The following is a 19,932-nucleotide window of genomic DNA, read 5'->3' on the forward strand; positions in this document are numbered from 1 at the left end:
CTCGAGTCCACCCGAACGACTCGAGCCCACCCATCACGCGCGGTGCGCAACGGGTGGGCTCGGGTGGTCGGGGTGGGCTCGGCGCCCGCGGGCGCGCCCGCCGCGGCGGCGGGATCAGGCGCCCAGGAGGGCCTCGAGGGGACCGCGGGCGAAAAAGACCACGAAGCCGGCGGCCACGACCCACAGCAGTGGACTGATCTGCTTGACCCGGCCCGACAGGGCGTTCACCAGCACCCACGAGACGAAGCCCGCGCCGATGCCGTTGGCGATCGAGTAGGTCAGCGGCATCACGGTCGCGGTGAGGAACACCGGCAGCAGCACGCGGAAGTCCGTGAGGTCGATGTGCGCGATCTGCGAGAGCATCATGGCGCCGACGATGACGAGTGCGGCGGCGGCGACCTCGGTCGGCACGATCGACGTCAGCGGCGTGAAGAACATCGCCAGCAGGAAGACGAGGCCCGTCACAACGTTGGCGAGACCGGTGCGCGCACCCTCGCCGATGCCCGAGCCCGACTCGACGAACACCGTGGCCGACGACGAGCTCGTCGCGCCTCCCGCGATCGCGCCGACACCCTCGACGATCAGGGCCGACTTGATGCGCGGGAAGTCGCCCTTCGCGTCGGCGAGGTTCGCCTCCTTCGCGAGGCCCGTCATCGTGCCCATCGCATCGAAGAAGTTCGAGAACACCAGCGTGAACACGAGCATGACGAGGGTCACGATGCTGACCTTGCCGAGGTCGAAGCCGAAGTCGACGGCGCCGATGAGGCTGAGGTCGGGCACGCTCACGGGCGAGCCCGACAGGGCGGGGACCGTCAGTCCCCAGCCTCCCGGGTTCTCCGTCGCGGCGCCGAGGTGCCAGATCGCCTCGACGACGATCGACAGCACGGTTCCGGTGACGATGCCGATCAGCATCCCGCCCTTGACCTTGCGGGCGACGAGGATGCCGGTCAGCAGCAGGGTGATGACGAACATCAGCGTCGGGACCGAGGCGACCGAGCCGCCGACGCCGAGCCCGACCGGGGGAGAGGCTTCGCCGGTCGAGGTCACGAAGCCGGAGTTGACGAAGCCGATGAAGGCGATGAAGAGACCGATGGCCACCGTGATAGCGAGCTTGAGCTGCACGGGGACGGCGTCGAAGATGAGCTTGCGCAGGCCGGTCGCGGCGAGCAGCACGATGATGACGCCGTTGATCATGACCAGGGCCATGGCCTCGGCCCACGTGACCTCGCCGACGACGCCGAAGGCGACGAAGGCGTTGATCCCGAGACCGGCCGCGAAGGCGAAGGGGAGACGCGTGATGACGCCGAACAGGATCGTCATGACACCCGCGGTCAGCGCGGTCGCCGCGCTCACCGCGGCGAAGTCGAGGGTGGTGCCGGCTACATCGGGCTTGCCCGACAGGATGATCGGGTTCAGGATCACGATGTACGCCATCGTGACGAAGGTCACGAGGCCGCCGCGGACCTCGGTGCCGATGGTCGAGCCGCGCCGGCTGATGTCGAAGAAGCGATCGATGGCGCTCTGAGGCGCGCGGGAATGGGTGGTGCTCACAAAATCCTCCGAGAAGACGGTAGCGCCCCGCGCGCCTCCGTCCGACACGCACAGGCTCGCTGGGTAGGGTCGATCAGGCATGAACCGCCTGCTCGTCTCCCTCCTCTCCGCCTTCGACGCCCTCGTCGCGGTGGCCGTCGGCGTTGTCGCCGCGCTCGCTCCGCTGACCGTGCTGTGGGCCGTCGCCCTCGGCGGCGGGGCGGACTGGTCGATGCTGTGGCCGGCGTCGGTGCGCCTGTGGCAGTTCGGCAATCTCGTTCCGGTGCAGATCACGCTGCCCCAGGAGTACGCCGTCGCGACCGGCATCGCCGCCGACGCGCTCTCGTTCTCGGTCTCGCTCGCGCCGCTCGCCGTCGCCGCGCTCATCGCCCTCTTCGCGGCACGCTCGGGCGGTCGCGCTTCCACCGCCGGCGCCGGCCTCACCGGGGTGGCGGCGAGCGGGGTCACCGTCGCCGTGCTGGCCGCCGTGCTCGCAGCGACGGCGCAGACGCCCTTCGCGACCGTGGAGACCTGGCAGGCCGTGCTCCTGCCCACCCTGGTCTTCGCGGTGCCGGCGCTCCTCGGCGCGGTCGCGCGCGCCTGGCGCGACGGCGACGACGGCCCCATCGACGCCGTCTTCGTGCAGCTCGACCGGCGAGGGTACGCCGCGGCCGTGTCGGCCGGGGCGCGGGGCCTCGCGATCGCGGTGACGGGGTTCATCGCCGTGGGCGCCCTGCTCGTCGGCATCGCGACGCTGGCTCGCGGGGGAGAGATCGTCTCACTGTTCCAGGCCGCCAACGTCGACGTCATCGGGGCGACCGCACTGACCGTGGGTCAGGCCGCCTACCTGCCCACCCTCATCGTCTGGGGCGGCGCCTTCGCCGCCGGTCCCGGGTTCGTCCTCGGCGCCGGGTCGACCGTCGCCGCGTCGGGCACGCAGCTCGGCGTCGTGCCCGGCATCCCGGTGCTCGGGGCGATCCCCCCGGTCACACCTCCGGCCCTCCTGCTCGTGGCGCTGCTCTTCGTCGGCGCGGGCTTCATCGCCGGGTTCGCCGCCCGCCGCCGGCTGCCGGTCGGCGCTTCGGCATCCGCGGCCGAGCCCGTGACGCCGCGCCTGATCGCGCTCGCCGTCGTCATGGTGGGCGGAGGGCTCGTCGTGGCGCTGCTCGCTCTGCTGGCGTCCGGCGCGCTCGGTCCGGGACGCCTCGCCGAGATCGGCCCGCCCGTCGGCGCTGTTGGGCTCGCGTTCGCGGTCGAGGTGGGCATCGGTACGGCGATCGCCCTGTTCGGTCCGCGTTCGCGTCGAGACCATGAAGCGGCCGAGCCCGAGGCCCGCGGGGCGGACAGCGCTCGGGCGGCCGATACGCCGTGGGTAGAGTAGGACGGTGCTGACGGTCGCGGTCCTCATCTCCGGTGGCGGCTCGAACCTGCGGGCGCTGCTGGATGCCGCAGCCGAGCCCGGCTTCCCCGCCCGGGTGGTGGTCGTCGGAGCCGACCGTCCGGCCGACGGACTCGCTCACGCCGACGCGTACAACATCCCGACGTTCGCGGTGCCGTTCCGCGAGTACGCCAGCCGCGAGGAATGGGGCGCCGAGCTCGCACGTCAGCTCGCCGCCTGGGCTCCCGACCTCATCGTGCTCAGCGGCCTGATGCGCCTGCTGCCGGCGGCCGTCGTCGATGCGTGGGCGCCTCGCATCATCAACACGCATCCCGCCTACCTGCCCGAGTTCCCCGGTGCGCACGGCGTGCGGGACGCGCTCGCCGCCGATGCGGTGCAGACGGGCGCCAGCGTCATCGTCGTCGACGCGGGGGTCGACACCGGCCCGATACTCGCCCAGGAGCGCGTGCCGGTCCTGCCCGGCGACGACGAGGATGCGCTGCACGACCGCATCAAGCCCGTCGAACGCCGCCTGCTCATCGACGTCGTCCGGCGCATCGCGTCCGGCGAGCTCGATCTCGCTGCGCCCACCGCGCCCGAGCCTCCGACACCTTCCGTCCCCGCCGCCTGACGCACCACAGGCCCCGCCCCGTACCCGAGGAGAACCGCCATGGCCGGACCGAGCCACGACCCCGCCCTCTACCGCTCGCGCGACCTGGTCGCCGTGCGCCGCGCCCTCATCTCGGTGAGTGACAAGACCGACCTCCTGCCGCTCGCGCAGGCGCTCGCCGACGGTGGCGTCGAGATCGTGTCGACGGGCGGATCGGCCGCATTGCTGCGCGATTCGGGCATCGCCGTGACGGACGTCGCCGAGGTCACCGGGTTCCCGGAATCGCTCGACGGCCGGGTCAAGACGCTGCACCCGGGCGTGCACGCCGGCCTGCTCGCCGACCTCCGGCTGGAGAGCCACGAGGCGCAGCTGGACGAGCTCGGCATCGCGGCCTTCGATCTCGTCGTCGTCAACCTCTATCCGTTCGTCGAGACCGTCGCTTCGGGCGCTGCTCCCGACGACGTGGTCGAGCAGATCGACATCGGCGGTCCCGCGATGGTCCGTGCCTCGGCGAAGAACTTCGCCAACGTCGCCATCGTCGTCTCACCGTCGTCGTATCCGGCCATCGTCGAGGCGGTCGCCGCCGGCGGCACGACGCTGTCGCAGCGCCGTGATCTCGCCGCGCGCGCCTTCGCGCACACGGCCGAGTACGACCGCGCGGTCGCGACGTGGTTCGCGGAGTCCACCCTCGAGGGCGACGAGCTGCCGCAGCACCTCACGATCCGTGCCGAGCGTCTGGCCACGCTGCGCTACGGCGAGAACTCGCACCAGCGCGCGGCGATCTACACGCGCGCCGGGGGTCACGGGATCGCCCAGGCGGAGCAGCTGCAGGGCAAGGAGATGTCGTACAACAACTACGTCGACGCCGACGCCGCGCTGCGCGCCGCGTTCGACATGGTCAAGCCCGCCGTCGCGATCATCAAGCACGCCAACCCGTGCGGCATCGCCGTCACGGCCCCGCAGGCCCTCGACCCCATCGCGTCGGCGCACCTGCGCGCCCACGAGTGCGACCCGGTGTCGGCCTTCGGCGGCGTGATCGCCGCGAACCGCACCGTGACGCTCAAGATGGCCGAGAACCTGCGCGACATCTTCACCGAGGTCATCGTCGCCCCCGACTTCGAGCCCGAGGCGCTCGAGGTGTTCAAGCTGAAGAAGAACCTGCGCGTGCTGCGCCTGCCGGCCGACTGGCGCCAGGAGCGCATGGACGTCCGCCTGGTATCGGGCGGGCTGCTGCTGCAGGATGCCGACCGCTTCCCCGACGACATCGAGTCGGTCGCGAAGGACTGGCAGCTGGTCTCCGGCGAGCGTCCCGCGCACTCCGAGCTCGAGGGCATGATCTTCGCCTGGAAGGCCTGCCGTGCGGTGAAGTCGAACGCGATCGTCCTCGCGCAGGGCTCCGCGACGGTCGGCATCGGCATGGGCCAGGTCAACCGCGTCGACTCGTGCCGCCTCGCGGTCGAGCGCGCCGGCGACCGTGCGGCCGGCTCGGTCGCGGCATCCGACGCCTTCTTCCCCTTCGCCGACGGCCCTCAGGTGCTGATCGACGCCGGCATCAAGACGATCATCCAGCCCGGCGGATCCGTCCGCGACCAGGAGGTCGTCGACGCGGCCCGCGCCGCCGGCGTCACGATGTTCTTCACCGGCGAGCGCCACTTCTTCCACTGACCTCCGCCCGCCTCTTCGCCCCGATTCGCGAGACCCCAGTTCCGCCCCGAGACCCTGGCACACAGCCGGGCTCTCGGGGCAAGAGTGAGGTCTCGCGGGTCGGGGGAGGGCCGCGGACGATAGGGTCGCTTCGGATGTGAGCCGTTTCGGGGAGGAACGAGTGATCTGGGAGATCGATGAGCGCGCTCGGACGATCGAGGGCCTCGACGCCGACGGGCGCCCGCGGCCGGAGTACGCCGCGTCGCTCGGACTGCGACGGGCGCCGTACGGACGCCGCGTGCTGGCGACCGTCATCGAAGCGGTCGTGCTGCTCGTGCTGCAGGCACCGCTGCTCCTGGTGGTCGTCCCGGCGCTCAGCTCGATCGCCCTCGACGCCGACCCCGTCGCCGCCCTCACCGCGCGCGATGACGTCCTGCTGCTGGCCATCCTCGCCGCGGTGAGCTCGGGCCTGTCGACGGCGTTCCTCATCGTCCAGCTCATCCTGCTGGGCCGTCGCGGCGTCACGCTCGGCAAAGCGTTGACGGGGCTGCGCTCGGTCAACGTCCGCACCCTCGAGCGTCCCGGCTTCTGGCGGGGAGCGGTCGTCCGTTACCTCGTGATGTGGGCCAGCATGCTCATCCCGATCGTCGGTCCGCTCCTGGTCATCGCTCTCTCACCGCTGTTCGACCCCGCTCGTCGCGGACGCGGCTGGCCCGACCTCGCCGCAGCCGTCTGGATCGTCGACGTCAAGCACGGTCTCAACCCGTACGACGACAAGCGGATGCGCATCGCGCGCAAGACCGCCGCGACCGACCTCCTCGACGTCAAGCCCGACCTGCCCTCGCTGGCGACCCCGGTCGCCGCGACGGGAACGGGAGCGTACGTCCCGCTCGCGCGCAACAAGGGCGGGGTGCTCGGCGCGGTGCGCTCGACCCCTGGCAACACCATCGTGGGCGAGACGGATGCGGCCGAGGACGAAGCGCGACCCGGGATCCCCACGACCGTCGCGCCGTCGCCGTTCGCCGCCCCGGGGGCCGCGGGCGGCGCGCTCGCCTCCGCCGCGGTCGAGTCCGGCACAGCCGGGCAAGCTGCACCGTCGCCCGCGGCGGTTGCCCCGGGCGCGCTCGTCGCCCCGGCGGCCGGCGCCGCCGCGTGGAGTCCGCCGTCACTGCTGGATGGTCCCGCGGCGCCCGCAGCGTCGGCGGCCCCCGAACCCGCGGCGCCCGAACCCGCGGCCCCTGAACCCGCAGCCCCCGCGGACCCGACCCCCGCGCCGGCGGCATCGGCCGTCGAGCTCACCCTCGACTCGGGCGAGACGATCACGGTCGGAGGCGGCGGAGTGGTGCTCGGACGCGCCCCGTCCACCGGTCCGCAGGACGTCGATGTCACCCCCGTCCCGGTCGTCGACCCCACCCGTTCGATCTCGAAGACGCACTGGGCGCTGCTGCTCCCGGCCGACGGCCGCGTCGTCGCGGTCGAGCGCGGGTCGACGAACGGCAGCGTCCTCGTCCGCGGCGGTCGCGAGAGCGCCCTCGTGCCCGGGGAACCGGTCGCGCTGCGCGACGGCGACACCATCCGCTTCGGCGACCGCCACGCGGCCGTGGCCATCCGCTGACATCCGCCGACACGACGTCGCACCGCTGACAGGAGCCCTCGATGAGACTCAAGCTGACCCTCCAGCGCCGTGACCACACGAGCACCGACGTCGTCGTCACCTCCGACTCGACGGCGACCGTGCACGACGTGGCCCGGCGGATCGTCGACAGCGACCCTCGCCGCGAGGTCGTCGCCGGGGAGGCCGACGTGCTGACGCTCACCGTCGCGCCCCCCACCTCGCCCGACTTCGTGATGCTCGACCCGCACATGCTGGTGAGCGACGCGCCGGTCGGCTCGGGCTTCGTCGCCTCGGTGACCAACCTCGGGGCGGACTACGTCGCGACGCGCGGTGCGGGCGGCCCGGTGGCGGCGATCCTGCACGTCGTCGGCGGCCCGCTCGCGGGGCGGGAGTTCTCGCTGCCGCAGGGGCACTTCACGATCGGCCGGTCGCAGGGCAACGACATCGTGCTCGACGACCGGCTCGTCTCCAAGCGGCACGCGCGCATCGAGATCGGCGCCTCGATCGAGCTCGTCGACCTCAACTCCGCGAACGGCATCGTCATCGACGGCGGTCTCGTGCAGCGCCTCCGTGTCATCCCGGGTCAGCGCTTCCAGCTCGGCGACACCGAGCTCGTCCTCACCCTCGTCGAGAGCTTCGCCCCCGTCGAGCAGGATCCGGTGCTCGAGCGGGGCGGCAGCCTGCTGTTCAACCGCAGTCCGCGTGTCGAAGCGCGCTACGTCGGCGAGGAGCTCGACGAACCGCGGATGCCGAAGGATCCGGTCTCGCGCCTGTTCCCGTGGCCGATGCTCATCGCCCCCCTCATCCTGGGTATCGCGATGTTCTCGATCACGAACCAGCCCCGGACGCTGCTGATCGTCTTCATGACGCCGATGATGCTGCTCGGCAACTTCGTGTCGCAGCGCACGCAGCTCGGCCAGCGCCAGCGCAAAGAGGTCGAGATCTTCGAGCGCACGTTCGAGGAGCTCGAAGAGAAGCTGTACCGCCTGCGACCGCGTGAGCGCGAGGTGCGCAACGCCGAGGTCCCGCCCGTGGCGGTGGTCTTCGAGCAGGCGATGCAGTTGGGGCGGATGCTCTGGACCCGCCGGCCCGAGCACTGGAACTTCCTGGCCGTTCGGATGGGGACCTCCGAGGCCCCCTCGCGATCGAGCGTCAAACGCGCCGACAACCCCGACGCCCTGCAGGAGTACGTCGAACGCGTCGACCGCCTGCGCGACCGCTACCGGATGATCGACGGCGTACCGGTGCTCGAGTCACTGCAGAGCGTCGGCGTCATCGGCGTCGCGGGCGGTGAGCGCGAGGCCGCCGACGCGCTGCGCGGGCTCGCCGTGCAGCTGTTCGGGCTGCACTCGCCGAACGACCTCGCCGCGGTGGCCCTCACCGAGCCGGAGTGGGCGAAGGAGCTCGAGTGGCTCAAGTGGCTGCCCCACACCTCCAGCGAGCGCAGCCCGTTCCGCGACATGCCGCTGGCGGATTCCGCGTCGACGGGCGCCGCGCTGCTGTCCGGGCTCGAGGAGCTCGTGATGCGGCGGTCGAAGGCGGCGTCCGCTCCGCGTCTTCCCTTCGACGACGACTGGGACCCGATGCGGTACGGCACCGACGTACGTCGCGCGGCCGAGGAGGCGACCTTCCCCGGCCAGACCGCGGTCCTGGTGATCGTGACCTCCGACGCCCCCGTCGACCGAGCGCGGTTGACCCAGGTTCTCGAACGCGGCGCCGACGTCGGCGTCTACGGCATCTTCGTCGCGCCCGTCGTCGACGCGCTCCCCGCCGTGTGCCGCACCTTCGTCGACGTCAGCGGCGGTCTCGATGCCGCTCGCGTCGGCACGGTACGCAGCGGAGTGGAGTATCCCGTCACCGAGGTCGAGGGCGTCTCGAACGAGCTCATGACCGTGCTCGCGAAGCGCCTGGCGCCCGTGACCGACGCGAGCACCATCATCGAGGACTCGTCCGACATCCCGAACTCGGTCATGTTCCTCTCGCTCGTGGGGTCGGAGCTCGCGACCGACCCCTCGTTCGCGGTCGAGCGCTGGCGCGAGAACAACACGATCCTCGACCGTTCAGGCGCGGCGATGCCGCGCCTGAAGAAGTCGGGGAACCTGCGGGCGATCGTCGGGCAGGGCGCGACGGACGCGATGACCCTCGACCTGCGCACGCAGGGTCCGCACGCCCTCGTCGGCGGCACCACCGGCGCCGGCAAGTCCGAGTTCCTGCAGGCCTGGGTGCTCGGCATGGCCGCCGCCCACAGTCCCGACCGCGTGACGTTCCTGTTCGTCGACTACAAGGGCGGATCGGCCTTCGCCGACTGCGTCGAGCTGCCGCACACCGTGGGCCTCGTGACCGACCTGAGCCCGCACCTCGTGCGCCGTGCCCTGACGAGCCTGCGCGCCGAGCTGCATCACCGCGAGCACCTGTTCAACCGCAAGAAGGCGAAGGACCTGCTCGAGCTCGAGAAGCGTCGTGACCCCGAGACGCCGCCCGCGCTCGTGCTCGTGATCGACGAGTTCGCCGCGCTCGCCGGCGAGGTCCCCGAGTTCGTCGACGGCGTCGTCGACATCGCGCAACGCGGTCGCTCGCTCGGCATCCACCTGATCATGGCGACGCAGCGTCCCGCCGGCGTCATCAAGGACAACCTGCGGGCCAACACGAACCTCCGCGTCGCCCTCCGCATGGCCGACGAGTCGGACTCGAAGGATGTCGTGGACGACCCCGTCGCGGCCCGGTTCGACCCGAGCATCCCCGGCCGCGGTATCGCCAAGACCGGTCCCGGCCGCCTCGTGCCCTTCCAGTCCGCCTACGCCGGCGGGTGGAGCACCGACGAGGTCGTCGTCGCCGACGTGGGAGTCGCTGAGCTGCGTTTCGGCTCGGTGCAGCGCTGGGAGGTCGACGAGCAGCCCGACGATCCCGCGGCCGAGATCGATCCGGGGCCCAACGACCAGAAGCGCATCGTCGCGACCCTCGTCGCCGCAGCCAACCGTGCGGCCATCCCGGCACCCCGACGGCCCTGGCTCGACGATCTCGAGACGACGGTCGACATCCGTTCGCTGCCGGCGGGACGCGGGGGCGCGATCCTCATCGGGAAGAGCGACATCCCCGAGCGTCAGCTGCAGGAGGCGGTGTACTTCGAGCCCGATCGCGACGGCTCGATGCTCGTCTACGGCACGAGCGGTTCGGGGAAGTCGACGGTGCTGCGCACCATCGCGATCGCCGCGGCGACGACCGGTCGCCGCGCCGAGAACATCGAGGTCTACGGCCTCGACTTCGGTTCCGGCTCGCTCAAGAGCCTCGAGGTGCTGCCGCACGTCGGTTCGGTGATCCCCGGCGACGACGCGGAGCGGGTCCAGCGCATCATGCGCTCGCTGGGCAAGGTCCTCGACGAGCGCGGCAAGCGGTTCAGCGCCGCCAATGCCTCGACGATCGGGGAGTACCGCGAGCTCACGGGTCGCGACGAGGCGCGCATCGTGCTCCTGCTCGACGGCCTGCCCCAGTTCCGCGCGGAATGGGAGTCGACGACCGCGCGGATGCCGTTCTACCAGGCCTTCATGCGGATCCTGGGCGAGGGGCGCCCCCTGGGCGTGCACGTCGTGGCGACGGCCGATCGCTCCGGGTCCGTCCCGACCGCGGTCAGCTCGAACATCTCGCGCCGGATCGTGCTGCGGCTCTCCGACGAGAATGCCTACGCGCTGCTGAACGCCCCGAAGGACGTGCTCGACGAGCGCTCCGCTCCCGGGCGCGCGATCGTCGACGGGTTCGAGACCCAGATCGCGGTGCTCGGCGGCACGCCCAACGTCGCCGAGCAGACGAAGCTGCTCGGGCAGCTCTCGGACGAGCTGCGCGAGCGCGGCGTCCGCGAGGTCGCGGAGATCGGCTCGCTGCCCACGCGGCTCCCCCTGGCCGATCTGCCCGACCGCATCGGGGAGTTCCCGGTGCTGGGTGTCGCGGAGGACACGCTGGCTCCGCGCGACTTCGACCCGGTCGGCACCTTCGTCGTCGCCGGTCCGCCGATGGCGGGCAAGACGACCGCGATGAAGGCGATCATCACGTCGATGACGCGCCTCGACCCCGAGGTGACCCTGTTCCACTTCGGCGGCCGCCGGTCGCAGCTGCGCGACTTCGCACCGTGGGTGCGCAGTGCGACGACCCCCGACGATGCGAAGGAGCTCGCCACCGAGCTGGCCGAGCTCGTCGCGGACGAGACCCTGGGACGCCGCATCCTGGTCGTCGTCGAGGACGTGCCGCAGTTCGCGGACTCTCCCGCCGAACGTCCGCTGAAGGCGCTCTTCCAGGCGGTGAACCGCAGCGACCACCTGCTCATCGGCGACGCCGATGTCACGCAGGTCACGAGCGGCTTCGGACTGGTCGGCGACTTCAAGGGCGGTCGGAAGGGCATCATCCTCAAGCCGGATGCCTTCGACGGCGACGCCGTGTTCAAGGTGCCGTTCCCGAAGGTCAAGCGCAGCGACTTCCCGGAGGGACGGGGCATCTTCGTGCAGGCGGGTCGCGCCGTGACGGTGCAGATGCCGCTCGTCGAGTCCGAGACCGTCGCGGTACCGGAGCCCGTGATGGCGGGCGCCCCGGAGGCCGTCTCGACCGACACGGTCGCCGAGACCATCCGCTGATGCCGTCCACCGAGGGAAAGCGATTGCATAGCAGATCGCAGGGTGGGGAGTTCTCCCCATCGACCTGGTGGGACTTGGGCGGATAGGTTTTCTGTGTCGGCTCCGGAGGGGGGTCGGGACATCTACTTTCAGGAGGGCCGTCATGGCTGATTTCGGTGCGTCTTATGCGGAGATGGAGCAGGTTGCGAACTCGCTGTCGCAGGCTCGTGATGACATTCAGGGTCAGCTCGACACCCTGAAGTCGCAGGTGGACACGTTGCTGGGTGATGACTTCAAGACCCAGCACGCGTCGGGCAAGTTCGGTGAGGGGTATTCGGAGCTGACGACGGGTCTGAAGAACGCGGTCGATGGCATCAACGACATGTCCGACTCGCTGCTGGGCATGATGCGCGCGATCCAGGACCTGGACCAGCAGCTCGCCGGCAGCTGACGCCGACGCGGGTATCGCTTTCTGCGGGCCGGGGCCATGAGGCTCCCGGCCCGCAGCTCAGCCGGGGTGCAGGGGAGGAGACGTCGTGGCTGATGTGGTCTGGATCAACTATTCGTCGCTGGAGCGTACGAGCGGTCAGCTCGAGCGCATCCTGAGCGAACTCGAGGACGCGGCGAGTCTGAGCGGAGACCTGCTCGGCGCGATCGGGCGGCCGTACGGGCGGGGCGAGCTCCGTGACCGGGTCGACTCGTTCGAGTCCGGCTGGGACAACCGTCGCGGCGATCTCGTCCGCGACATCACCAAGATCCGCGAGCACGTCGTGGGCGTGCTCGACGGATTCCGTGATTGGGACGACGAGACCGCCTCCCAGATGGACATCGACGCGTCGGGCCTGAGCTCCGCAACGCGTGCGACCCCGGCGTGACGGGCGGAACGGAACAGGTATGAGTGCGATGGAATCCTCACCCCGCGGCCGCCGTATCGAGACGCTCGAGGGAGACGCCGGCACGATCACCGAGCGCGGTCGCCGCATCGAGTCGATCGGCCGCCAGATGGTCGAGAGCGCCGAGGTGCTGCGCGGGCTCGTCGAGGGCGGCGACGGACAGCAGGGCAAGGCGATCGAGAAGGTCCGCGAGATCGTCGGCGACACGCACGCGGAGCTGCGCCGAGCCGGCCAGCTGTACGAGCCGACCGGGCCCATCCTCGTCGCGTACGGCGACGCGGTGTCGTCTGTGCAGCCGTTGATCGGTGCCGCGGTCTCTGCGGCCGAGTCGGCGTGGATCGCGTACACGGGGGCTCCGGGAACGCGCGACGATCGTCCCGCACCCCTCGTCGAGCCTGAGCCCGGTTCCGCCGCGGAGCAGCAGCTCGCCGATCAGGCGGAGGACGACGCCCGCAAGCGCGAGCTCTACGACGAGTTCCGCGACGAGGCGGCGGTGTTCGACCGCCACTACGACACGTGGGAGGACGCGTTCGACCACGCGGCATCCTCGATCGGAGACGTGCTCGACGGCTCGATCCGCGACAGCTTCTGGGACGACGTCGACGGCGTCGTCGCTGTCGTGCTCGAGGTGCTCGCGGTCATCTCGATCATCGTGGCGATCGCCGGCATCATCATCGGCGGCCCGATCTTCGCCCTCATCGGTGCGGTCGTGGGCGTGATCACGCTGCTGCTCACCGCATACCAAGTCCTGCGGGGCGACGCGGGACCCGAGAAGCTCGTGATCGCGATCATCAGCCTCATCCCGTTCGGCAAGGTCGGCAAGCTGTTCCAGGGCAAGCCGGGGCTCGTAGATTTCGCCGGCGACATGTTCACCGCCTTCCGCCCGTCGAGCTGGTCCGCGGCCGCGGGACAGGTCAACTCGCTCCGCACCATCGCCGCGTTCAGCACGAGTGCGCCGAACGGCGTCGTCAACATCACGCGCGGACTGTGGCAGATGAACAACCCGGCCGGCGTCGGCGACATCATGTGCCGGTTCATGTTCGGACCGAACTCCACCGGTGTCACGGGACTCGCCGAATCCGTCGCCGGCTCGGCCCGCGGCTGGTGCAACTCGACCGTCGTGTCGGCGGCGTGGCAGGGGGCCTACACGATGGCCTCCGGAAGCTGGGCCGCGCTCGACAAGATCGCGCTGTGGACGGGCAACGCCGACCGCAAGCCCAGCTCGCTCTTCCCGTGGGTCGGAGCCGTCCTGTGACCGCGGTCATGCCCGACGGCTGGGGTGCCGGCGGATGGCGTCTGGATGCGACCGCGGAGGGTGGCGGCTGGCTGCTGCTGCCTGCGGGCGTCGCGGACGTCGATGCGTGGGTGGCCGAGCAGGGCGACCTCGTCCGCGACGGCTGGGGCGAGCGATGGGACGACGCGCACGCGCGTCCCGTCGCCGATCTCCTGCGTGCGGGACTCGCGGCGCGTCCCGAGGACGCCGCCCTGGCGTTCCAGCTCTGGCCGGTGCCCGCACCGCTCGTGACGCACGCGTTCGTCGCCTTCGGAACAGCCCCCGACGGCTTCGTCCTCGATACGGCGTCGGGCGTGCCCTACGACGCCGATCGGCTCGGCGTCGGCATCCAGCGCACCAGCTCGGTGGACGCAGGCGACGTCGAACTCGTCGGCCTCGACATCCTCTTCGTCGCGGGCGACGTGCTCGTGCACGCGAGCCTGCAGCCGACCATCCCCGAGCTCTTCGCGCTCGTGGCCGGCTCGTTCCACGCGTTCGTGCAGACGCTGACCCTCGTGGGTCCGGACGGCGACGAGCGGGTGGCCTCCCTGCCCCCGGGCGTCGCGGCGGAGGAACGGTGGCCTGATACCGTGCCGTCATCATGAGCTTCCTCTACCCCTCGGCCCGCGCGTGGGCGGAAGACCACTCGCTCTCGTCGGAGGTCCGCCTCGCACAGCTCGAGGTCATGGCCTACCAGCGGCATCCCGAGATCTTCGAGCACTTCGGCGCCGACGGCGCCGCCGTCGCCCGTCGCTCGCGTACGACGGGGAAGAGGTCGTCGATGCGCGGCATCGCCTTCGCCGCCGTCATCCTGGTCTGGATCGCCGCCGCCGTCGTCCCGATCGCGGGGCTCGCGGTGCTGATGGGCGACCGCTTCGAGTTCTTCCGCATCGAAGCGGAGCGCTCGATCCCGATCGCCGCCGTCCTGTTCACGGTCGCGGCGGTCGCCCAGGCGGTGTTCCTCGTCGTCTGGCTGCTCCGCGGCGCACGCTTCTCGTGGCCCGAGTTCTCCGTGCCCCTCATCGCCGCCGCCATGGCCGTGCTCACCCTCGGCACCACGCCCGGGGTCGCCGAGCTCGACGGCTACGCCGACTGGCAGGGCGGTCGCACTCCGGTCTTCGTCTCCCTCGGCGTCTCCACCCTCGCGGCGATCGCGATGCTCGTGCGTTTCCGCGTCCGCGAGCCCGACGGCGACGGAGAGGCCGCGGCGGCGTCCGGGCTCGGGGCGGGCGACATCCGCGCCCGCATCGCCTCCCTGCCCTGGGACGAACGCCAGGCCATGGTCGACGACCGCAACGCCGCGCTGGCGGTGCTGCACGAACGCGGCCTCATCGACGCCGACACCCTCGAGCTCGCGCTGAGTCGCGACCCCGGGACCCTGCACCTGATCGACGCCGAACGGCGCCGGTGACGAGAGGACGAACGTGACCGATACGACGGATGCCGTCAGCGCGCCCGCCACGTCATCCCCGGCCCTCCCGGCTCGGGCGCGGGTGTCGCTCCGCGCCGCCATGGGCCTGCCGGAGCGGCCCGATTTCGTGCTCGCGCTGCCCACGGGCTGGGTTCGCCGAGCCGTCGACGAGGGGTCCCGCGACGACCTGCAGGCGTCGGTGCGCGGTCGGCTGCTGCAGGCGCACCGCCCCGATCTCTACGCCCGTCTGCGGCCGCTCCTCGACGAGGCGTTCACCGCCATGGCCGCGGCGGACGTCATCGCGATGTTCACCCCGGCGGCCGGGGACGACGAGGCTCTGGCATTGCCGGCCTCGATGGTCGCCTCGACGCGCACGGCCACGGGTGAGAACCTCGACCCGCTCGTCGGCGCCCTCATCCGCGAGGGGGGTGCGACCCCGCTGCTCGGCGACAAGCGCTTCCTGCGGTTCGAGCGCGAGACGCGGCGATCGCTCGACGGCGAGGACTACCTGGCCACCGAGATCGGATACCTGACCCCCATCCCGGGGTCGCGGCGGCGGCAGGCGCTGCAGCTGACGGTGTCGATCGCGCGGCCGTCAGGCACGGCCGCCGACGACGAGGCCGTCGTGCTGATGAAGACGCTCTTCGACCTGTCGGTCTCGAGCCTGCGCTGGGAGGCTCCCGGCGCGTGATCCCGGCCGCGTCCGCGCGGCCCGCTGCGCGGGTCAAGCGGACGGACGACCGTAGGTCTCGAGGAACCGCAGCCATACCTCGCTCAGCGTCGGGTAGGCCGGTACCGCATGCCAGAGCCGAGCGAGCGGGACTTCACCCACGACGGCGATCGTCGCGGCGTGCAGCAGCTCACCCACGTCGGCCCCGACGAAGGTCGCGCCGATGAGCACCCCGCGGTCCTCGTCGACGATCGCGCGCGCCTGACCCGCGTACGCGTCCGACCGGGTCGAGGCCCCCGCGACCCACGACAGGTCGTAGTCGAGCACCCGGATGCTGCGACCCGCTGCCCGGGCCGACGCCTCGGTCTCGCCGATCGAAGCGACCTCGGGGTCGGTGAACGTCACCTGGGGCACGGCCGTGTGGTCGGCGGTCGCGACATGCGTCCCCCACGGAGCGTCGTCGACGGCACCACCGGTCGCTCGGGCGACGATGACGTCACCCGCCGCGCGGGCCTGATACTTGCCCTGGTGGGTGAGGAGCGCCCGGTGGTTGACGTCACCGACCGCATACAACCATTCGGACCCGCGGACGAGCATCGTGTCGTCGACATCCAGCCAGGAGCCGGGCTCCAGGCCGACGGCATCCAGTCCCAGATCCTCGGTGCGCGGGACGCGGCCGGTCGCGACGAGCACCTCGTCGGCGCGGACCCGGGTCCCGTTGGAGAGCTCGAGCTCGACCTGGCCGTCGTCGACGCGCTGCGCGGAGACGAGATCGGTGTGGAGCAGCACCCGGGCGCCGCGGTCGGTGAGCGACTGCGCGACGAGGTCGCCGGCGAAGGGCTCCATCGGACCGAGGAGCCGGCTGCGGGCGATGAGGGTGACGTCGGCGCCGAGATCGATGAACGCCGTCGCCATCTCGGCCGCGACGACCCCGCCTCCGACGACCGCGAGCGAGGTGGGCACCTCCTGCACGGCGGTGGCCTCTCGGCTCGTCCAGGGAGAGACGTCGGCGAGGCCGGGCACGTTGGGCAGGAGAGCGGCGGATCCGGTGCAGACGGCGACGGCGTGGTTCGCGATGAGGGTCGTGACGGCGCCGTCCGACCCGGTGACCTCGACGCGCCGCTCGCCCGCGAGACGGCCGTGCCCGCGCACGAGGTCCACGCCCGCCCCCTGCAGCCACTCGACCTGCGAGGCGTCGTTCCAGTCCGAGGTGAGCGTGTCGCGGCGGCGGAGGACCCCCGCGACGTCGATCTCGCCCGTCACGGCCTGCTTCGCACCGTCGACCGCGCGGGCCGCGCGCAGGGCCGCCCCCGCCCGCAACAGGCCTTTCGACGGCATGCACGCCCAATACGAGCACTCGCCGCCGACGAGTTCGCTCTCGACGATCGCGACGCTCAGGCCTCCCTGTACCGCCCGATCGGCGACGTTCTCTCCGACAGGACCGGCTCCGATGACGACGAGGTCGTAGGTGCGTTCGCTCATACCGCGACGGTACTTCGCGGCGCCCCGTTCGTCGACGCCCTTGCGCTCCGTGCGCCCGGGCCGTCCGTGGGTCGTCCGCCGGTGGTCCGCGCGTCGTCCGCCGGTGGTCCATGCGTCGTCTGCGACTCGGCGCCGAGCTGTGCCGCGAACAGGCTGGGAGGTGGCGCGGCGGGTCCGCGGCGCGGCGTGGAGCGGTCGAGCCTGTCGACGGGACGGGGCCCGAGCGGCTTCGGCTCCCGGGGGAGTTGCAGGCGTCCGGCGCAGGATCGACGCTCGGGGTGCGGGTCGCGGCTTCGCGTGCGGGTCAGGGCGCGGGCAAGGGCGAGGGTCGCGGCGCGGGCGCGGGTGGAAGACCGCAGCGTGCCGTCCGTGGCTCCGTGCGGGGGCGTGCCGTGCGCAGGTTGGGAGGTGTCGGAGCGGACCTGTGGCGCCGAGCGACCCCCGCCGAGCCTGTCGGCGGCACGGGCGACGAGGATGCCGTGGCGCTTCGCGCACCGCGCCCGGCACGGGGACGCGGTGGGCTCACGGCCTGTCGACGAGTGCTCTGGGTGCGTTGCGGAGGCGTGCCGCGAACAGGCTCAGGCGTGTCGGGACGGGTCTGCGGCACGGCGCGGCGCCGTTCAGCCTGTCGACGGCACACAGCTCACGGCTCACGGCACCCGGCACCGACAGTCGGCACCCGGCACCGGGCGCCCGGCATGGGCACCCGGCACGGGCACCCGGCGACGCACGACACAGGCGGGGTGGCGAGCGGGTGGGGAGTTGTCCCCATCGACGGGGCCGAGGGCGGGTGGGTACCGTCGCAACTGTCGCCGGGGGAGCCGGGTCGCGGAGAGGACGCCATGTCGGATGTCGAGGTCTACTACCACGAGCTGACGAGCGCGGCCGATTCCATCCAGGTACGGGCATCCGACGCCGTCCTCGACGGCGCCGACCTCCAGGGCGACGACACCGGGGTGCAGAACCCCGCGCACCGCCCCGCGCTGCGGCTGGAGTTGCACCGCCGGCTCACGGCGCTCCACACCGCCGTTCTCGACCGGTCCGGTGCCGCCTCGGCGGTCGCCGGGAAGTTGTCGGACATCGCGGCCCGATACTCCGACCTCGACCTCGAGCTGACCGGACGGAGCGAACCGTGACCCTGACCTCGCCCAACCGGGGCTACCCGCTCGAGCGTCTCGAGGGGAACGCCGGGTCGATGAGCTGGTGGAGCTCGGCCTTCGGTCGCGTCGCGGGCTCGCTCGGCGAACTGCGCACCGCGACGCAGGCGGCGACGGAGCTGCCGGGCGTCGGCGCAGCGATCATCGCCGCACGTGCCGATGCCCAGGAGGTCGTGGGGGCGATCGCGGGCGAGATCGCCGAGGCGGAACTGCTGGCCGGCGTCATGCAGCGCTATGCCGACGCCTTCGCGACGTCGGCGGAGCAGGCCAACAGCCTCATCGACGACGTCGAGTCGGCGCATGCCGTGTGGCAGTCCGCCGCGGGCCAGGCCGAACAGGCAGGGCTCGCCGCCCTGTGGACCTCGCGGTCGGGCGAGGCTGACGAGGTGCGCCAGGCGAACGACGACGCGCGCGACGCCGTCGCCGCGCGGGACGCGGCACAGCGCGACCTCGCCGAGCTGTGGGCGCAGTACGAGGCGCTCTACACCTCCTGGGACGAGGCCTACGATGCCGCGCTCGCCGAGCTGGCAGCCGGCGCGGGCAGCACGCTGACCTCCGAGTCGCGGTCGCTCCTCGATCAGCTCCTCGCTGCGGACAGCCCTGCCGAGGTGCTGGCGCTGTGGCTCGCGCACCCGGAACTGCACTCCGAGATCGAGGCCGCGCATCCTGACATCATCGGCAACCTCGACGGCATCCCCTACGACGTCCGCGCTCGCGTCAACGCCGAGCGCCTCGCGCAGCTGTACGAGGCGGACCTCCCGGGCGAGCTCGGCGATCAGATCGATGCGCTGTGGAACACGCTGGCTCACGGCCCGCCGCCGCCGCAGCTGATCTCCTTCGACCCCGACGGGTCGGATCAGGTGACCGCGGCCTTCGCCTACGGCGACCTGGGCACGGCGACCGACATCAACGTGCTGGTGCCCGGCATGAACTCCAACGTCGCGGGGATGGGGGAGTGGGGCGAGACGGCTCGCGCGCTCAACAGCGCCGGGCCGGGGCTCGCCACGGTCGTGTGGTTCGGCTACGACTCGCCGAGCGAGATCGAGGAGCCGTCGATGGATCGGGCGCACGACGGGGCCGCCGCCCTGCGCTCGTTCCTCCTCGGGATCGACGCCGTGCACCCGGCTGCCGAGACGGCGGTGATCGCGCACTCGTACGGCAGCACGACGGCGGCGCTGGCGATCGGGTCGCAACCGGATGCGCTCGGGGTGGACCAGTTCATCGCCGTGGGGTCAGCGGGGTTCCCGAGTGATCCGCAGGTGCTGTCGAACCTGCAGAACGCCGAGGGCCTGCAGATGTACGCGACCTTGTCGGAGAACGACGCGTGGGCCCGGATCGGCCGCGACACGAGCTGGGGAGGCGCGCATGGCACCGTGCCCGAGACGCTCCCGGGTGTCACCGAGTTCGGCAGCGACGGCGGGTACGCCGCCGACGGGCAGCACCTCACGCCGACCGGCGGGCACTCCGCGCATGGCGGCGGCAACGGGCCGCTGCCGTCGGCGGACGGCGACGGGTACCTCGTGGAGGGCTCGGAGTCGCTTTACAACATCGGCCAGATCGTCGTCACCGGCGAACCGGGCACCGAGATGGACGGCGCCGGCAGTGAGCGCGGCTTCTGGGATCTGCCCGACTGGCTGCGCTGGCTGCCCGTCGATCCCTATCGGACATGAT

At 71.8% G+C, this 19,932-nt stretch carries 15 protein-coding genes; 13 read left to right on the forward strand and 2 right to left on the reverse strand.

Features of this window, described 5'->3' with window-relative positions:
* Nucleotides 1-114: 114 nt before the first annotated feature.
* Nucleotides 115-1,632: an NCS2 family permease gene (locus BLT21_RS11905; RefSeq protein ID WP_091502422.1), complete on the reverse strand. Its 1,518-nt coding sequence runs from the start codon at nucleotides 1,630-1,632 to the stop codon at nucleotides 115-117.
* Between BLT21_RS11905 and BLT21_RS11910 the strand changes: the two genes are divergently transcribed.
* The 11 genes from BLT21_RS11910 to BLT21_RS11960 all read left to right on the forward strand — a co-directional run bounded on the left by BLT21_RS11910 (nucleotide 1,631) and on the right by BLT21_RS11960 (nucleotide 15,643).
* Nucleotides 1,631-2,911 (forward strand): cell division protein PerM, encoded by a 1,281-nt coding sequence (locus BLT21_RS11910; protein ID WP_176786902.1) that lies wholly within the window; start codon nucleotides 1,631-1,633, stop codon nucleotides 2,909-2,911. The two genes, BLT21_RS11905 and BLT21_RS11910, sit on opposite strands and share 2 nt — an antisense overlap.
* Before the next feature lie 4 nt (nucleotides 2,912-2,915).
* Nucleotides 2,916-3,539: a phosphoribosylglycinamide formyltransferase gene (gene purN / locus BLT21_RS11915; RefSeq protein WP_091502424.1), complete on the forward strand. Its 624-nt coding sequence runs from the start codon at nucleotides 2,916-2,918 to the stop codon at nucleotides 3,537-3,539.
* Nucleotides 3,540-3,578: 39 nt separating this feature from the next.
* The gene (gene purH / locus BLT21_RS11920) at nucleotides 3,579-5,183 is read left to right on the forward strand and encodes a bifunctional phosphoribosylaminoimidazolecarboxamide formyltransferase/IMP cyclohydrolase (RefSeq protein WP_091502426.1); all 1,605 of its coding nucleotides are present in this window, start codon (nucleotides 3,579-3,581) and stop codon (nucleotides 5,181-5,183) included.
* Nucleotides 5,184-5,319: 136 nt separating this feature from the next.
* Nucleotides 5,320-6,777: an RDD family protein gene (locus BLT21_RS11925; protein WP_091502428.1), complete on the forward strand. Its 1,458-nt coding sequence runs from the start codon at nucleotides 5,320-5,322 to the stop codon at nucleotides 6,775-6,777.
* 41 nt (nucleotides 6,778-6,818) lie between these two features.
* Entirely contained in the window at nucleotides 6,819-11,396 is a 4,578-nt protein-coding gene (locus BLT21_RS11930; RefSeq protein ID WP_091502430.1) for an FtsK/SpoIIIE domain-containing protein, read from the forward strand.
* Between the two features lie 142 nt (nucleotides 11,397-11,538).
* Nucleotides 11,539-11,826 (forward strand): WXG100 family type VII secretion target, encoded by a 288-nt coding sequence (locus BLT21_RS11935; protein ID WP_091500844.1) that lies wholly within the window; start codon nucleotides 11,539-11,541, stop codon nucleotides 11,824-11,826.
* An 85-nt stretch (nucleotides 11,827-11,911) separates the two neighbouring features.
* Nucleotides 11,912-12,250: a flagellar protein FlgN gene (locus BLT21_RS11940; protein WP_143024984.1), complete on the forward strand. Its 339-nt coding sequence runs from the start codon at nucleotides 11,912-11,914 to the stop codon at nucleotides 12,248-12,250.
* Between the two features lie 28 nt (nucleotides 12,251-12,278).
* A complete protein-coding gene (locus BLT21_RS11945; protein WP_091502433.1) occupies nucleotides 12,279-13,523 on the forward strand; it encodes a hypothetical protein in 1,245 nt (414 codons plus the stop codon).
* Complete coding sequence (locus BLT21_RS11950) at nucleotides 13,520-14,146, forward strand: hypothetical protein (protein ID WP_091502435.1); 627 nt, start codon at nucleotides 13,520-13,522, stop codon at nucleotides 14,144-14,146. The genes BLT21_RS11945 and BLT21_RS11950 overlap by 4 nt, the downstream gene beginning before the upstream one ends.
* Nucleotides 14,143-14,952: a hypothetical protein gene (locus BLT21_RS11955; RefSeq protein WP_091502437.1), complete on the forward strand. Its 810-nt coding sequence runs from the start codon at nucleotides 14,143-14,145 to the stop codon at nucleotides 14,950-14,952. Before BLT21_RS11950 ends, BLT21_RS11955 begins: the two co-directional genes overlap by 4 nt.
* 13 nt (nucleotides 14,953-14,965) lie before the next feature.
* Nucleotides 14,966-15,643 carry a hypothetical protein gene (locus BLT21_RS11960; protein WP_091502439.1) on the forward strand — a complete coding sequence of 226 codons (678 nt, stop codon included), beginning with the start codon at nucleotides 14,966-14,968 and terminating at the stop codon, nucleotides 15,641-15,643.
* 33 nt (nucleotides 15,644-15,676) lie between these two features.
* Here the strand turns inward: BLT21_RS11960 and BLT21_RS11965 are convergent, their stop codons facing one another.
* Nucleotides 15,677-17,104: a dihydrolipoyl dehydrogenase family protein gene (locus BLT21_RS11965; protein WP_091502441.1), complete on the reverse strand. Its 1,428-nt coding sequence runs from the start codon at nucleotides 17,102-17,104 to the stop codon at nucleotides 15,677-15,679.
* 842 nt (nucleotides 17,105-17,946) lie between these two features.
* Here BLT21_RS11965 and BLT21_RS11970 point away from each other — a divergent pair.
* The gene (locus BLT21_RS11970) at nucleotides 17,947-18,240 is read left to right on the forward strand and encodes a hypothetical protein (RefSeq protein WP_091502443.1); all 294 of its coding nucleotides are present in this window, start codon (nucleotides 17,947-17,949) and stop codon (nucleotides 18,238-18,240) included.
* Nucleotides 18,237-19,931 carry an alpha/beta hydrolase gene (locus BLT21_RS11975; protein WP_091502445.1) on the forward strand — a complete coding sequence of 565 codons (1,695 nt, stop codon included), beginning with the start codon at nucleotides 18,237-18,239 and terminating at the stop codon, nucleotides 19,929-19,931. Before BLT21_RS11970 ends, BLT21_RS11975 begins: the two co-directional genes overlap by 4 nt.
* Nucleotide 19,932 lies beyond the last annotated feature (1 nt).

It is taken from the genome of Microbacterium sp. cf332 (assembly GCF_900102175.1).
Classification (GTDB): domain Bacteria; phylum Actinomycetota; class Actinomycetes; order Actinomycetales; family Microbacteriaceae; genus Microbacterium.